The sequence below is a fragment of the Erythrobacter sp. NFXS35 genome (assembly GCF_040148725.1).
Classification (GTDB): Bacteria; Pseudomonadota; Alphaproteobacteria; order Sphingomonadales; family Sphingomonadaceae; genus Erythrobacter.
The window spans coordinates 147,469-161,102 of sequence record NZ_JAGDEB010000001.1; the positions used below are offsets into that span (position 1 = coordinate 147,469).

Below are 13,634 nucleotides of genomic sequence, written 5' to 3' on the forward strand. Positions count from 1 at the left end.
GTTCGCGGGTGCGATATCCTTGAGCTAGCGCGCCCGGTGCGCGCAGGCGGGCGCGCAAAGACCGAGGACATCTGCGCAGTCATGTGCGCAAACAAGACGCCAAACAAACACTCCCTAATGTTGACACCCATGTGCCCCCCTTCTAAGGGGGCGGCGCCCTCGGCGGGCACCTGGTTGCACGTGTCTCGTCCTTCCGTTTTCAGGAGACCGGCATGAGCGACCAGAAACCCGCCCGAGAACCCATCGTCGAGGATGCGCGGATTGACGCGCTCGAAGCGCGGCTGAAGGTCGCACGCGAGCGTGAAGAGCAACGCAACCGGTCGCAGGTGCAGGGAACCGATGCGAATTACCGCAGCGGCAATCGTGCACTGGCCAGTCTTCTCGGCGGGATTATCGGTGGTCTGGTGATCGGCTTTGCGGTGGATGCGCTGGCCGGGATCGCGCCCTGGGGTCTGTTGACCGGACTGTTCCTCGGAACGGCTTCGGCCTTCAGAAGCATCATTCTTGCGGCGAAACCACGTCCCGCAGAGCCGAATGAAGGGCAGGATAGGGCGGATTAATGCCGCCTTTCACCTGACTTTCGCTCGATTTGGGGCGTGTTTCATGTGAAACATTTGAGGACCGACAGATCGTGGCAGCCGAAGAAGGCAAGGTCGATCCGATGAAGCAGTTCACCATCGAGCCTCTGTTCGGCTCGAACTGGCAACTGGCTGACGGGTTGAACATCGCATTCACCAACTCCGCGCTGTGGATGGCGGTGACCGCTGTTCTGGTGACGGCATTCGTCGCTGGCGGTATGCAGCGTCAGGTGGTGCCGGGCCGCTGGCAGATGGCTGTCGAGAGCATGACCGGCTTTATCGACGATCTGCTCGAAGCCAATGTCGGCAAGGCCGGGCGCAAGTATGTTCCTTACATCTTCACGCTGTTCATGTTCATCCTGTTCGGGAACCTGCTCGGCCTCGTGCCGGTCGGTCTGATCCCCGGGGTGCACGCATTCACTTTCACCAGCCACTTCACCGTCACCGGTGTGCTGGCGCTGATGAGCTTTGCCATCGTGCTGGTGGTCGGCTTCGCCAAGCATGGCTTGCACTTCTTCTCGCTGTTCGTGCCGAAAGACACACCGCTGGTCATGGCGATCTTCATCGCTCCGATCGAGTTCGTGTCCTTCATGGTACGTCCGTTCAGCCTTGCGCTGCGTTTGTTCGTGGCGATGATGGCCGGCCACGTGCTGCTCAAGGTGCTGGCGAGCTTCGTCATCGCCGGCGGCGGCGCAGGCATGGGCCTCGGCGTTGCAGTCGGCGTCCCCAGCTTTATCCTGATGGTCGCAATCAGCGCGCTCGAAATTCTGGTTGCCGGCATTCAGGCTTATGTGTTCGCGCTGCTGACCTCGTTGTACATCAACGACGCGGAAAACCTTCACTAGGGACGCTTTTCGCGTTCTTCAAAACCCTCACCAACAACAAGATTTCTTCAAGGAGTTTAATACCATGGACGCACAAGCTGCAGCTCTTCTGGGTGCCGGTCTCGCGGCGATTGGCGCTGGTCTGGCCGCGCTCGGCGTGGGCAACGTGTTTGCTTCGTTCCTCGAAGGCGCGCTGCGCAATCCCGGTGCTGCCGACGCGCAGCAGGGCCGCCTGTTCATCGGCTTCGCGGCTGCCGAACTGCTCGGCCTGCTGGCCTTCGTGATCGCCGTTCTGCTGATCTTCGGCTAATATCGGTGCATGGAGTGGCCGGGCGGCGCGCGATTTTGCCCGCACCCGGCCTCCCCGTCACATAGTTTGCGCTAGCAAAGGTCGATAATGCCTCAGATCGTTCAAATTGCTGACACGCTTTCAAGCCAGGTGTTCTGGCTACTGGTGTTCTTCGGCCTGACCTTCCTCGTCGTAGGGATGGGCATGGTCCCCAAGATCATGGGCACAGTCGAACTGCGCGACCAGCAGATCGCCGGTGACCTCGCCGCAGCACAGGCTGCGCGCGACGCTGCCGACAGCGAGGAAGAAGCCTGGCGCAAGCGCGAGAACGAGAATCGCGCCGCTGCGCAAGCCCTGGTTGCGGAAGCCAAGGGTGCAGCGGCCAAGGCGAACGAGGCGAAAATGGCCGATGCGCAGGGGCGTCTCGATACACGTCTCGCTGAAGCCGAAGCCGGGATTGATGCCGCTCGCGCCAGCGCGCTCGCCGAGATTGAAGACGTTGCCGCCGATGCAGCGCGCGATATCGTCGCCCGCATCGCTGGCGCCGATGTCGAACCCGCCGCAGCGCAGGCTGCGGTCAAGGAGGTGATGGCGCATGGCTGATATTCTCAACCTGCTCGCAACCGGCGCGGATGGTTACGCCGAACCAGCGGCGCTCGGGCTCGATTCGTATCAGTGGGTCGCGCTGGCGATGAGCGTGCTGATCGCGGTGTTCGTCTGGAAGAAGGTTCCCGGCATGATCACCGGCGGGCTCGACAGCCGGATTGCCGATATTCGTGCCCAGCTTGACGAAGCCAAGGCCTTGCGGGCCGAGGCCGAAGCATTGCGGGCCGAGTATGCCGCAAAGATCGCTGCGTCCGAAAAGGATGCCGAAGCAATGCTGGCGGGTGCGCGCGAGGAAGCTGATGCGATTCTCGCCAAGGCTGAGGCCGATAGCGAAGTGATGGTCGCACGCCGTCAGCGCATGGCTGAAGACAAGATCGCCGCTGCTGAACGCGCCGCGATTGCCGAGGTGAAGTCCCGTGCCGTTACCGCCGCCGCCGCCGCTTCGCGCAAGTTGATTGCCGAGCGTCACGACAGCGCAGCCGATCGTAAGCTGGCTGATGAGGTTATTGGCTCGCTCTGATCTTCCATCGGTTTTGCGGCTTCTGAAGGGGCGGTCCCGCGGGGCCGCCCTTTTCGTATTGTCTGCCCGTCGCATCGGCAGGGCAGTCGAACCGGCTGGCCGAAACAAAGAAGTTCAGCGCGGCTTGCTCCTGATGAAAGGAGATTGACGTGCCCCTGACTGCCTGTGCCATTAACTGTTCGCTTGCTGCCTCAGACAGCCGCGAAAGTTCGACCGATGGGATGATCGGCGTTTTGCGCAACGCCTTCGCCGAGCATGACGTGCGCGTGTCCGATGCGATCCGAATCGCCGATCACAACGTCAAGCCGGGCGTGACGTCGGACGAAGGCGAGGGCGACGACTGGCCGAAGATTCGCGAACGCATCCTTGCCGCTGATATCCTCGTGTTCGGTACGCCGATCTGGCTGGGGCAGGTCTCCTCTGTCGCCAAGCGGGTGCTCGAGCGGATGGACGCTTTCCTGTCGGAAACCGACGGTGCTGGCCGTATGCCCAGCTATGGGAAGGTTGCGGTGGCGGCGATCGTCGGCAACGAAGACGGTGCGCATTGGGCGACCTCGCAGCTGTTCCAGGCGCTCAACGACACCGGATGGACGATCCCGGCGGTTGCCGCCTGCTACTGGGTCGGGGAGGCGATGGGGAGCACCGATTTCAAGGATCTGAAGCAGCGTCCGGAAAAGGTCAGCAAGACCGCATCGATGGTCGCCAGCAATGCGGCGCACCTGGCGGGCCTGCTAAAGGGCGCGCCCTATCCGGGCTGAAACACGATTTTACCCACCAATTCGCGCCGCGCCATCGCTGTGAAGCCTTCGCGCCAGCGGGATAGCGGCAGGACCCGATCGATAGCCGGGCTGATGCGCTCTTGCTCTGCGAGAGCGGAAATTGCTTGCTGTATCTTCTGGCCCCGTTCCGGAAACCGGCGAGCGTATTCCCCGGCGCGTAGTCCGATGATGCTGAACCCTTTTATCAAAGGGATATTGGTGGCAATTTCGGCGATCCGTCCGGACGTGAAGCCGACCACCACCAGCTTGCCGCTGAAGGCAACGCAGCGGGTCGATTCGTCGAACACGTCGCCGCCCACTGGGTCGAACACTATGTCCGCCAGCGCACCGCCGGTGATCTCAGCCACCTGTTCGCGAAACCGGCCGTCTGCCAGCAGAATGGCATCAGGCTGGGCGAGAGCGGCGATCCGATCGATCTTGTCGGGGCTTCCGGTGGAGGCGATCACTTTTGCGCCAAGTGCGCGGGCAAGATCGCACGCAGCAAGGCCCACTCCTCCGCTGGCACCGTGGACCAGCACCCACTGGCCTTCCTGCAATCCGCCCAGTTCGACCAGCCCGGTATAGGCGGTGGAGTAAGCCGCCCCCATTGCGGCGGCAGCGGGGAAATCCAAGCCGCGCGGGATGGGCGAAAGCTTGTCGGCCGGAAGGCTGCCCCGTTCGGCAAATGCGCCGGTCTTGTTGCCGCCCATGACCCTGTCACCGGGTGAGAAGCCGCTCCCCGGGTCGGCCTCCAGCACCTCGCCCGCCAGTTCGAGGCCGCTTGTGAACGGCACGTCCGGTTTGAGCTGGTATGCCCCGCGCGTCATCAACATGTCGGGAAAGTTGAGCGAGGCCGCGCGGATCCGCACCAGCACTTCGCCAGGCGCTCGGACGGGCTCGGCAATGTCGGCAAGAACGACGCCGGAAAGGTCGTCCGAAAGACGTTCGACCCTGAGTGCTCGCATCGGCCTAGAAATTATCCTTCGCCGATCTCAAAGCCGCGAAAGTCTCATGCGGTGCGCTGCCGCCCCAGCGTGCCATCATCGCGGGATCGTCGGCCCGCAGAAAAGGATTGGTCGCCAACTCGCGTTCGAGTGTGGTCGGCACAGTCCATTCATCACGTGCGCGTTTCGCCGTTATCTCGTCCGTGTAGGCCTGAAGCGCGGCATTTTCGGGATCGGCGTGGAGTGCGAATTTGGCGTTGGCGGCGGTGTATTCGTGTGCGCAGTACAGTACTGTTTCCGGCGGCAACGCCTTGATACGCATGAGGCTGTCCCAGAACTGGCCCGGCTCGCCCTCGAACATTCGTCCGCAGCCCAGTGCAAACACGCTGTCGCCGACAAAGGCGATGCCCGCGCTCGGCAGATGAAAGGCGATGTGGCCGTTGGTGTGGCCCGATACGTCGATGACTTGCCCTTCTACCGAACCGATCGTGACCGTGTCACCGTGGCCGATGATGCGGTCGACTGGAAACTTGCCTTGGACTTCGGCCGGGCCGGTGATGGTGCAGCCGCTCGCTTCCTGGATGATGGCGTTACCGCCGGCGTGATCAGGATGCCAGTGGGTATTCCAGATCTGAGTGATCTTCCAACCTTTGAGCTCGGCCTGAAGCAGATATTCCTTGCCGTCAGGCGTATCGATCGCCGCCGTTTCGTGGCTGTCGGTATCGTGGATCAGGTAGCCGTAGTTGTCGCTAAGGCAGGGGAACTGGTGAACATGGATCATGCCGGTGACCTTACGCCCCTTGGCTGGATGTGAAAAGGCCCGCCTGCTCATGTGAGCGGGCGGGCCTTTCATTCCGGCGTGTGATTAGCAGCCGCCGTGGCGGCAGCTGATCACTGCCATCAGTCTTCCTTCTTCTTCAGCGCGGCGCCGAGGATGTCGCCCAGCGATGCACCGCTGTCGGACGAACCGAACTGCGCCACAGCTTCCTTTTCTTCGGCGATCTGACGCGCCTTGATCGAGAAGTTCGGCTTCTTGGAACGGTCGAAACCGATGACCATAGCGTCGATCTTACTGCCGACCTGGAAACGGTCGGGACGCTGCTCGTCACGGTCACGGCCAAGATCGGCGCGCTTGATGAAGCCGGTCGCACCGTCTTCGCCAACTTGCACTTCCAGGCCGCCGTCGCGCACTTCGAGTACGGTGACGGTAACGGTCTGGTTCTTGCGAAGAGCACCGCCGGTCGAGGCGCCTTCAGCCGAAGGTGCGCCCTTTTCGAGCTGCTTCATGCCGAGGCTGATGCGCTCCTTGTCGACATCGACATCGAGCACGACCGCCTTGACCATTTCACCCTTCCGGTGGAGCGCCAGCGCGTCCTCGCCCGAGATGCCCCAGGCGATGTCCGACATGTGCACCATGCCGTCCACGTCGCCGTCGAGGCCCACGAACAGGCCGAATTCGGTGGCGTTCTTGACTTCGCCTTCGACGACCGAACCGATCGGGTGCTTGTCGGCGAACTCGTCCCACGGATTGCCCTGAGCCTGCTTGAGGCCGAGGCTGATCCGGCGCTTGTCACTGTCGACTTCGAGCACCATGACTTCGACTTCCTGCGAGGTCGAAACGATTTTGCCCGGGTGGACGTTCTTCTTGGTCCAGCTCATTTCCGAAACGTGGACAAGGCCTTCGATTCCGGCTTCCAGCTCCACGAAAGCGCCGTATTCGGTGATGTTGGTGACCTGACCCGCCAGCTTCATGCCGACCGGATACTTGGCCGCAACGCCATCCCATGGATCGCTTTCCAGCTGCTTCATGCCGAGGCTGATGCGCTGCGTATCGGCGTTGATGCGCACGATCTGCACGGTCACGGTGTCACCGATATTGATGACTTCGCTGGGGTGGTTGACGCGCTTGTAGCTCATGTCGGTGACATGCAGCAGGCCGTCGATACCGCCGAGGTCGACGAACGCACCGTAATCGGTGATGTTCTTGACCACGCCGTCGATCACCTGACCTTCAGCCAGATCGTTGATCAACTCGCTGCGCTGTTCGGCGCGGGTTTCTTCGAGCACGGCGCGGCGCGAGACGACGATATTGCCGCGGCGGCGGTCCATCTTGAGGATCTGGAACGGCTGCGGAATATCCATCAGCGGGGTGACATCGCGCACAGGGCGGATATCGACCTGCGAACCGGGCAGGAACGCAACGGCGCCATCGAGGTCGACGGTGAAGCCGCCCTTGACCCGGCCGAAGATGCGCCCTTCGACGCGCTTGCCTTCGCCGAATTCGCTTTCCAGCTTGTCCCACGCAGCTTCACGGCGGGCGCGGTCGCGCGACAGCATCGCTTCGCCGTCGGCGTTCTCGACGCGGTCGACGAAAACTTCAACTTCGCCGCCGACGGTCAGGCCGTGGTCGTCTTCGCCGCGGGCAAATTCCTTGAGGGGGATGCGGCCCTCGCTCTTGAGGCCGACGTCGATTACGGCAAAGCCGTTCTCGATCGATGTGACGGTTCCCTTGACGACGCGGCCTTCGAAACCTTCGTCGCCGGCACCGCCGAGTTGTTCGTTGAGCATCGCCTCGAAATCGGCGCGGGTGGGCATTTGGGTTGCCATATTGCAGGTCAGTCCTGTTTGTTCGTTGTGCTACCGGCCACCGGTTTTTCCGGGGTCTTAAACTGCCTCCCGTGCACCATTGCGCGGGCTTGCAGGGCAAGAGGCCGAGTGCTCCGCGTCGCCGGATGCGAAAACGCGAAGGTTCTTCAACCGTGAAAGATTGCGAGAACGGCCGCGCGCCTAGTCGAGCACAGGGCAAAAAGCAAGGATATTCCCCTCTACCTCCCTGCGGCGCGGACCAGACGGGCCGACCTGTAGGAGACACATGAGACACTGTTCAGGACTCAAAAACCCGTGGCCGCCAAAATGGTGCAATATGGGCTGCATCAGGACAGGAAAAGGCGGGCGTATCATAACGCGACTTTCCCGCATCGCGGGCGAGTAGGAAAGCCCCGTCAGGCCGTGCCCAACCGGGTGCGCACGGCTTCGATCACCGCTTCGATCGCCTGTTCGCGGCCGAAGCTGGTGGTGTCGATCACCAGTGCGTCGGGCGCGGCGCGCAAGGGGGCATCGGCGCGGTTGATGTCGCGCGCGTCGCGGCGGACGATGTCCTGCTCGATCTCGGCGAGCGGGATGGCGATTTCGCGGCCAGTCATTTCGAGCCACCGGCGGCGTGCGCGTTCCTGCACACTGGCGGTCACGAACAGCTTCACATCCGCATCGGGCGCGATGACGGTGCCGATATCGCGCCCGTCAAGCACCGCGCCGCCGGGTTGCAGCGCAAAGGCGCGCTGGCGTTCGTAAAGCGCACGGCGCACCGCCGGATGTACCGAGACTCGGCTGGCGAACCCGCCGGCTTCCTCTGAACGCAGGGCATCATCATCCAGCAGCGTATCGGCAAACTCGCAGGCGGCCAGCGCCGCTACCGGATCGTTCGGATCGCCGCCGCCAAGCTGCACCTGCCGCCCGACCGCACGGTAAAGCAGACCGGTATCGAGATGCGGCAGCCCGAGATGCGCGGCCAGTGCCTTGGCGATGGTGCCCTTGCCTGAAGCGGTGGGGCCGTCGACGGCGATGATCATGAACGCTGCTCCCGGTTCCGGCGGCGATCGCGAAGCGCCCGGATAATCCCGAACACCGCGATGGAGGCCCAGAAGAATTCGAGGACGAGGCTCGCCCAGTTGGTGTGAACCAGTAAAGAGACCGTCAGTAATGCGGCGCCGGCCAGATTAGTGCCGTGCAGGATGAAGGGGTTGGTCTGCTTTGCCAGCGTCAGATAGGCATAAGCGCCGATGATGCAGGCGGTGCCGCACAGGCCGACGATGCTGGCCCAATCCAAGGGAGCGTCAAGCGCGGTGGTCATTGCCCGGCCTCTTCGAGCAGGCCCATGAAGGTGGGAAAACTGGTATTGATCGGGGCCGTATCATCCACGCTGACGCCATGACGGCTCGCGAGGCCCGCCACGGCCATGCTCATCGCGATGCGGTGGTCGAGCCGGGTGGCAACGCTCGCGCCTGCGGGCGTGCCGGAGAGCGGTTCGCCGCCGGTGCCTTGGATGGTGAGGCCGTCTTCATGTTCCTCCACCCGCGCGCCGGCCAATCGAAGCGCAGCGGCCATCGCGGCGAGCCGGTCGCTTTCCTTGACCCGCAGTTCCTCCAGTCCGGTCGTGCGGGTGGTGCCGCTCGCCAGCGCGGCGGCGACGAACAGCACCGGGAATTCGTCGATCATCGAGGGCGCGAGGGCCGGGTCGATATCAATGCCGGTGAGGTTTGCATGGCGCACCCGCAGGTCGGCGACCGGTTCGCCGCCGACTTCGCGCGCGTCAACCTCGGTGATATTCGCGCCCATCTGGCGCAGCACTTCGAGTAATCCGGCGCGGGTCGGGTTGAGGCCGACATTCCGGATCGTCAGGTCGCTACCCGGAACGATGCTGGCCGCAACCATGAAGAACGCCGCCGAAGAAGGATCGCCCGGCACGGTTACGTCCATCGGCTTGAGGTCGGCTTCGCCGTGAATGGCGATGATTCGCTCTCCGCCTTCCTGCGTGACGTCGAGCTTGGCACCGAAGCCGGTCAGCATCCGCTCGGTATGATCGCGGGTCGGCACCGGCTCGATCACGCGGGTGATCCCCGGCGTGTTCAGGCCTGCGAGCAGCACCGCGCTCTTGACCTGCGCGCTTGCGACCGGAAGCCGATAGGCAATCGGGACAGCCGGCGCAGCGCCGCGCAGCATCAGCGGGAGAGTGCCGCCCGGCGAGGCTTCGATGCTCGCGCCCATCTGCGCCAGCGGGGCGATCACGCGATTCATCGGGCGGCCCGAAAGGCTGGCATCGCCCACAAAGGTCGCGGTGATCGCGTGGCTGGCGACAAGGCCCATCAACAGCCGGGTCGAGGTGCCCGAATTACCCATGTCGAGCGCCTGCTTCGGCTCCAGCAGGCTGCCGACCCCCGCGCCGTGTACTGTCCATGTGCCGTCATCGCTGCGGATGATATCGGCCCCGAACTGGCGCATCGCGGCGGCGGTCGCCAGCACGTCCTCGCCTTCGAGCAGGCCGGTGATCCGGCTTCGCCCCACGGCGAGGCCCGCGAACATCAGCGCGCGGTGGCTGATCGACTTGTCGCCCGGAACACGGATCGTACCGCGCAGGGGGCCAAGGTGAGCAAAGGTGTGGCTGGTCATCAGGCGGCGGTCTTTGACAGCGCCCCGTGCTTCTGGCAAGGCGCGCCGCGCGCGGGCCGGGACGCTCCTGATCATGCTCTTGATAAAGGGCTTGCCGGAACCCACAAACCTGACCACATCACCCGTGCCACATCCCCTGTGAATGTGCACAAGTTTTCGCCTGCCCCTGTCGTGGGGCGGCCTGTTTTGAGGAACAATGATGGCAAAGCCCGAATGGGGTACCAAGCGTACCTGTCCCAAGTGCGGGGAGCGGTTCTATGATCTCGGCAAGGAAGATCCGGTCACCTGCATCGAATGCGGCGAAAACTGGTCGCCCGAGCCGGTGCTGAAGTCCAAGCAGCCGATTCCGTTCGAGGAAGAAAAGAAGAAGAAGGACGTCGAAGCCGATTCCGATCTGGGCGGCGATGACGCCGATGATCTCGATGACATCGAGGACATCGACGACGATGACGATTCGCCCGATAATGATGTCGATCTCGGCGGTGACGACGATCTCGGCGTTGCCACCAACAAGGGCGACGACGACGACGAATCTTGATGTTCCGCACGCCATCCGGCGTGCGAAATCCTCGCTCACGCGACCTGAAAGTCGCGTCGCTGCGGGCGGCTGGTCAGCCTTGCGGTTGCATTGCAACCGTTTCAGCGATCGGCATTCGGTTTGGCTACTATCGCGCCGGATCGATCAAAATACACTTGCAATGGGAGGGCGGCCCTTATAATGGCCGCCTCCCGCAAGCAGAGCGCAATGCTTTGCTCGCATGATGACTGGCTCGGGGCCTTAGCTCAGCTGGGAGAGCGCAACACTGGCAGTGTTGAGGTCAGCGGTTCGATCCCGCTAGGCTCCACCAGTCATTCTGATCCAAGTCGGAGAGTTCGCCCCCCGGGGGCCCTTTTCGCAACGCTGGCTGACGAGGTTTCGTCCGCCGGCGTTTTTCGCGTATTCCGGGGTCCACGGTTCCCGGCAGGAGAAGTTGGCGATGTTTGACACTCTGTCCGACCGTCTTGGCGGGGTCTTTGACAAGCTCAAGGGCCGCGGCGCGCTGCGCGAACAGGACGTGCGCGATGCCATGCGCGAAGTGCGGATCGCGCTGCTCGAAGCCGATGTCGCGCTCCCCGTCGCCCGCCGCTTCATCGATGCCGTCACCGAAAAGGCTGTCGGTCAGGACGTGCTCAAGTCGGTCACGCCCGGCCAGCAGGTCATCAAGATCGTCCATGACGAGCTCGTGGCGACGCTCGGCGGGATGGAGACCGAGGGGCTGAACCTCGATGCCAAGCCGCCGGTCGTGATCATGATGGTCGGCCTGCAGGGCTCGGGCAAGACCACCACCACCGCCAAACTCGCCAAGCTGATCCGCGAACGTCATGGCAAGAAGGCGCTGATGGCCTCGCTCGACGTGAACCGTCCGGCAGCGCAGGAGCAGCTTGCGGTGCTGGGCACGCAGGTCGATGTGGCGACCCTGCCGATCGTGCAGGGCCAGCAGCCGGTAGACATTGCGCGGCGCGCGATGGAAGCGGCGCGCTTGCAGAATTACGACGTGTTGCTGCTCGACACCGCGGGCCGCCTGCATGTCGATGATGCGCTGATGGCCGAGATGAAGGCAGTCGCCGGGGTTTCGACGCCGGGCGAAGTGCTGCTGGTGGTCGATTCACTCACCGGTCAGGACGCGGTCAACGTTGCGCAGAGCTTCTCGGGCGAAGTGCCGCTGACCGGCGTGGTGCTGACCCGCATGGACGGCGATGCGCGCGGCGGCGCGGCGCTTTCGATGCGTGCGGTCACCGGCAAGCCGATCAAGTTTGCAGGCACCGGCGAAAAGCTCGACGCGATCGAAGTGTTCCGCCCCGGATCGGTCGCCGACCGTATTCTCGGCATGGGCGACGTCGTCAGCCTGGTCGAGCGCGCGGCTGCGACGATTAAGGAAGAAGACGCCGAAAAGCTTGCCCGCAACATGGAGAAGGGCAAGTTCGATCTCGACGACCTTGCCATGCAGCTGCGCCAGATGCGGCAGATGGGCGGGCTGGGGATGCTCGCTGGCATGATGCCGGGCATGAAGAAGGCCAAGGCCGCGATGGCGTCTTCGGGCATGGACGACAAGGTGCTGGTGCATCTCGAAGCGGTGATCTCCTCGATGACCCCGAAGGAACGCTCCAATCCCGACCTGATGAACGCGAAGCGCAAGAAACGCGTTGCGGCAGGTAGCGGCACCGATGTGCAGACCGTCAACAAGCTGCTGAAGATGCATCAGGAAATGGCCCGCGCCATGAAGCAGATCAAGAAGATGGGCGGCATGAAAGGCCTTGCCGCCATGTTCGGCGGCGGCGGAATGGGTGGTCCTGGCGGGCTCGGCGGCGGCGCAGGCGGCCTTCCCGGTCTGGGCGGCCCCGGCGGTATGGGCGGCCCGATGGGCGGTTTGCCAGGTCTCGGCGGCCCTCCGCGCGGCAAGAAATAGATTTCAGTTCAATAATTAAAGCTCAACGAATTCAATCAATTCCAATCGAAAGGTAACATCAAATGTCCATCTCCATCCGGCTTTCGCGCGGCGGTGCCAAGAAGCGTCCTTATTATCGTATCGTCGTGGCCGACACCCGCAGCCCGCGCGACGGCAAGTACCTCGAACAGATCGGCACCTATAACCCGCTGCTCGCCAAGGACAGCGCCGAGCGTGTGAAGCTGAGCGAAGACCGCGCCCGTTACTGGCTCGGCGTCGGCGCGCAGCCGACCGACCGCGTTGCCCGCTTCCTCGATACCGCCGGCGTGATGGAGCGCGCGGCGCGCAGCAACCCCAAGAAGGGCGAGCCGGGCGAGAAGGCCAAGGAGCGAGCTGAAGAGCGTGCGGCCAAGGTCGCCGAAGCCGAAGAAGCTGCTCGCACCGCTGAAGAAGAAGCCAAGGCCGCTGCCGCAGCGCCTGCCGCTGAAGAAGCTCCGGCTGAAGAAGCTCCCGCCGAGGAAGCTGCTGCTGAAGAAGCGCCTGCCGCTGAAGAAGCGCCTGCCGCTGAAGAAGCCCCGGCTGCTGACGAGCCTGCAGCCGAAGAAAAGACCGAAGGCTGATCGCAGGAATGAACAAGCCCGTCACCCTCGCCGCCATCGCCGGCGCACATGGGGTGGCGGGCGAGGTGCGTCTGAAGCTGTTCGGCGAAAGCGTCGCGGGGCTATCCTGCCACAAGAGCTTCAATGACGGCGCGCTCACGCTGCTGAAAATCCGCGACGACGGGAAGGGCGGGGCGGTCGCTCGCTTTGCTGAAAGCACCAGTCGCGCCGATGCAGAGCGCCTGCGCAGCACTGTGCTGACCGTACCGCGGGAAGCCTTGCCGCCGTTGGCCGAAGGCGAATATTATCACGCCGATCTGCTCGGTCTGCCAGTGGTCACCGACGCCGGTGAGCCGGTCGGCAGCGTGCTCGCCATCGAGAACTTCGGCGCGACCGACATCATTGAAATCACCCGCGATCCGGTGCCCGAAAAGGGGCCGAAGACCTTCATGGTGCCGATGATCCCCGCCGCGGTGCTGGAGTGGGACGAACACCGGCTTGTGATTGCGAGCGCTTTCGCCGAAGATTAAGCCGCATGCTTATCGGTCTCCTCGCGTTCGTCCTGTTCGTCCTCCTTCTCATCATGGTCACGCTCGGGGCTGTGTTGGTGGCTCGCTTCGTTCTTGGCGGATCGGGCAGTTCGGCACGGATCGTTGCGGCTGCGTTTAGCGGTCCGATGACGCTGGCTTTGCCCGTGTTTGCCGCAGTCCTATCAGAGGGTTTCTCATGGTCTGAATTGGGGGTGGTCTTGTTCCTGCTGGCCTTCCTGTTCTGCGCAATCGGCTGGCCGGTTGCCCATTTCGCCACCCGGCGGCTCGACCGGCTGACGCAGTTCGATCCTCGGGTTTTCGAGTAGCCTTGCCG

17 protein-coding genes and 1 tRNA gene are annotated in these 13,634 nt (G+C 63.4%); 12 read left to right on the forward strand and 6 right to left on the reverse strand.

Features of this window, described 5'->3' with window-relative positions; genetic code table 11:
• Positions 1–212 precede the first annotated feature (212 nt).
• The 6 genes from J3454_RS00745 to J3454_RS00770 all read left to right on the forward strand — a co-directional run bounded on the left by J3454_RS00745 (position 213) and on the right by J3454_RS00770 (position 3,575).
• Positions 213–560 (forward strand): AtpZ/AtpI family protein, encoded by a 348-nt coding sequence (locus J3454_RS00745; RefSeq protein WP_349511852.1) that lies wholly within the window; start codon positions 213–215, stop codon positions 558–560.
• 101 nt (positions 561–661) lie between these two features.
• Positions 662–1,423, forward strand: a complete 762-nt coding sequence (locus J3454_RS00750; RefSeq protein WP_296717070.1) for a F0F1 ATP synthase subunit A — start codon at positions 662–664, stop codon at positions 1,421–1,423.
• Between the two features lie 64 nt (positions 1,424–1,487).
• Positions 1,488–1,712 (forward strand): F0F1 ATP synthase subunit C, encoded by a 225-nt coding sequence (locus J3454_RS00755; protein WP_296716147.1) that lies wholly within the window; start codon positions 1,488–1,490, stop codon positions 1,710–1,712.
• An 87-nt stretch (positions 1,713–1,799) separates the two neighbouring features.
• A complete protein-coding gene (locus tag J3454_RS00760) occupies positions 1,800–2,294 on the forward strand; it encodes a F0F1 ATP synthase subunit B family protein (RefSeq protein WP_349511853.1) in 495 nt (164 codons plus the stop codon).
• Complete coding sequence (locus J3454_RS00765) at positions 2,287–2,817, forward strand: F0F1 ATP synthase subunit B family protein (RefSeq protein ID WP_349511854.1); 531 nt, start codon at positions 2,287–2,289, stop codon at positions 2,815–2,817. Before J3454_RS00760 ends, J3454_RS00765 begins: the two co-directional genes overlap by 8 nt.
• 149 nt (positions 2,818–2,966) lie before the next feature.
• Positions 2,967–3,575, forward strand: coding sequence for a flavodoxin family protein (locus J3454_RS00770; protein WP_349511855.1), 609 nt, complete (start codon positions 2,967–2,969; stop codon positions 3,573–3,575).
• On the opposite strand, the gene J3454_RS00775 is transcribed toward J3454_RS00770, so the two are convergent.
• The 6 genes from J3454_RS00775 to aroA all read right to left on the reverse strand — a co-directional run bounded on the left by J3454_RS00775 (position 3,563) and on the right by aroA (position 9,745).
• Positions 3,563–4,540 (reverse strand): NADPH:quinone oxidoreductase family protein, encoded by a 978-nt coding sequence (locus tag J3454_RS00775; RefSeq protein ID WP_349511856.1) that lies wholly within the window; start codon positions 4,538–4,540, stop codon positions 3,563–3,565. The genes J3454_RS00770 and J3454_RS00775 overlap by 13 nt on opposite strands.
• Positions 4,541–4,544: 4 nt before the next feature.
• The gene (gene gloB, locus J3454_RS00780) at positions 4,545–5,300 is read right to left on the reverse strand and encodes a hydroxyacylglutathione hydrolase (protein WP_349513115.1); all 756 of its coding nucleotides are present in this window, start codon (positions 5,298–5,300) and stop codon (positions 4,545–4,547) included.
• A 119-nt stretch (positions 5,301–5,419) separates the two neighbouring features.
• Entirely contained in the window at positions 5,420–7,126 is a 1,707-nt protein-coding gene (gene rpsA / locus J3454_RS00785; protein WP_349511857.1) for a 30S ribosomal protein S1, read from the reverse strand.
• A gap of 395 nt (positions 7,127–7,521) precedes the next feature.
• A complete protein-coding gene (gene cmk, locus J3454_RS00790; RefSeq protein WP_349511858.1) occupies positions 7,522–8,148 on the reverse strand; it encodes a (d)CMP kinase in 627 nt (208 codons plus the stop codon).
• The gene (locus J3454_RS00795; RefSeq protein WP_349511859.1) at positions 8,145–8,429 is read right to left on the reverse strand and encodes a CBU_0592 family membrane protein; all 285 of its coding nucleotides are present in this window, start codon (positions 8,427–8,429) and stop codon (positions 8,145–8,147) included. The genes cmk and J3454_RS00795 overlap by 4 nt, the downstream gene beginning before the upstream one ends.
• On the reverse strand, positions 8,426–9,745 hold the full coding sequence (gene aroA, locus J3454_RS00800) for a 3-phosphoshikimate 1-carboxyvinyltransferase (protein ID WP_349511860.1): 1,320 nt from the start codon (positions 9,743–9,745) through the stop codon (positions 8,426–8,428). The genes J3454_RS00795 and aroA overlap by 4 nt, the downstream gene beginning before the upstream one ends.
• A 199-nt stretch (positions 9,746–9,944) precedes the next feature.
• Here aroA and J3454_RS00805 point away from each other — a divergent pair, with 199 nt between their 5' ends.
• The 6 genes from J3454_RS00805 to J3454_RS00830 all read left to right on the forward strand — a co-directional run bounded on the left by J3454_RS00805 (position 9,945) and on the right by J3454_RS00830 (position 13,626).
• Positions 9,945–10,283 carry a TIGR02300 family protein gene (locus J3454_RS00805; RefSeq protein WP_349511861.1) on the forward strand — a complete coding sequence of 113 codons (339 nt, stop codon included), beginning with the start codon at positions 9,945–9,947 and terminating at the stop codon, positions 10,281–10,283.
• A 234-nt stretch (positions 10,284–10,517) separates the two neighbouring features.
• Positions 10,518–10,593: transfer RNA gene (locus J3454_RS00810), tRNA-Ala, on the forward strand.
• Between the two features lie 129 nt (positions 10,594–10,722).
• Complete coding sequence (gene ffh / locus J3454_RS00815) at positions 10,723–12,192, forward strand: signal recognition particle protein (protein ID WP_349511862.1); 1,470 nt, start codon at positions 10,723–10,725, stop codon at positions 12,190–12,192.
• 62 nt (positions 12,193–12,254) lie between these two features.
• Complete coding sequence (gene rpsP / locus J3454_RS00820) at positions 12,255–12,791, forward strand: 30S ribosomal protein S16 (protein ID WP_349511863.1); 537 nt, start codon at positions 12,255–12,257, stop codon at positions 12,789–12,791.
• 8 nt (positions 12,792–12,799) lie between these two features.
• The gene (gene rimM / locus J3454_RS00825) at positions 12,800–13,300 is read left to right on the forward strand and encodes a ribosome maturation factor RimM (RefSeq protein ID WP_349511864.1); all 501 of its coding nucleotides are present in this window, start codon (positions 12,800–12,802) and stop codon (positions 13,298–13,300) included.
• Positions 13,301–13,305: 5 nt separating this feature from the next.
• Positions 13,306–13,626: a hypothetical protein gene (locus J3454_RS00830; protein ID WP_349511865.1), complete on the forward strand. Its 321-nt coding sequence runs from the start codon at positions 13,306–13,308 to the stop codon at positions 13,624–13,626.
• Positions 13,627–13,634: the final 8 nt, after the last annotated feature.

Bases quoted from the DNA above. Each gene is read 5' to 3' on its own strand.
- J3454_RS00745 (WP_349511852.1), top strand. From the start codon at position 213: ATGAGCGACCAGAAACCCGCCCGAGAACCCATCGTCGAGGATGCGCGG.
- J3454_RS00750 (WP_296717070.1), top strand. From the start codon at position 662: ATGAAGCAGTTCACCATCGAGCCTCTGTTCGGCTCGAACTGGCAACTG.
- J3454_RS00755 (WP_296716147.1), top strand. From the start codon at position 1,488: ATGGACGCACAAGCTGCAGCTCTTCTGGGTGCCGGTCTCGCGGCGATT.
- J3454_RS00760 (WP_349511853.1), top strand. From the start codon at position 1,800: ATGCCTCAGATCGTTCAAATTGCTGACACGCTTTCAAGCCAGGTGTTC.
- J3454_RS00765 (WP_349511854.1), top strand. From the start codon at position 2,287: ATGGCTGATATTCTCAACCTGCTCGCAACCGGCGCGGATGGTTACGCC.
- J3454_RS00775 (WP_349511856.1), bottom strand. From the start codon at position 4,540: ATGCGAGCACTCAGGGTCGAACGTCTTTCGGACGACCTTTCCGGCGTC.
- gloB (WP_349513115.1), bottom strand. From the start codon at position 5,300: ATGATCCATGTTCACCAGTTCCCCTGCCTTAGCGACAACTACGGCTAC.
- rpsA (WP_349511857.1), bottom strand. From the start codon at position 7,126: ATGGCAACCCAAATGCCCACCCGCGCCGATTTCGAGGCGATGCTCAAC.
- cmk (WP_349511858.1), bottom strand. From the start codon at position 8,148: ATGATCATCGCCGTCGACGGCCCCACCGCTTCAGGCAAGGGCACCATC.
- J3454_RS00795 (WP_349511859.1), bottom strand. From the start codon at position 8,429: ATGACCACCGCGCTTGACGCTCCCTTGGATTGGGCCAGCATCGTCGGC.
- aroA (WP_349511860.1), bottom strand. From the start codon at position 9,745: ATGACCAGCCACACCTTTGCTCACCTTGGCCCCCTGCGCGGTACGATC.
- J3454_RS00805 (WP_349511861.1), top strand. From the start codon at position 9,945: ATGGCAAAGCCCGAATGGGGTACCAAGCGTACCTGTCCCAAGTGCGGG.
- ffh (WP_349511862.1), top strand. From the start codon at position 10,723: ATGTTTGACACTCTGTCCGACCGTCTTGGCGGGGTCTTTGACAAGCTC.
- rpsP (WP_349511863.1), top strand. From the start codon at position 12,255: ATGTCCATCTCCATCCGGCTTTCGCGCGGCGGTGCCAAGAAGCGTCCT.
- rimM (WP_349511864.1), top strand. From the start codon at position 12,800: ATGAACAAGCCCGTCACCCTCGCCGCCATCGCCGGCGCACATGGGGTG.
- J3454_RS00830 (WP_349511865.1), top strand. From the start codon at position 13,306: ATGCTTATCGGTCTCCTCGCGTTCGTCCTGTTCGTCCTCCTTCTCATC.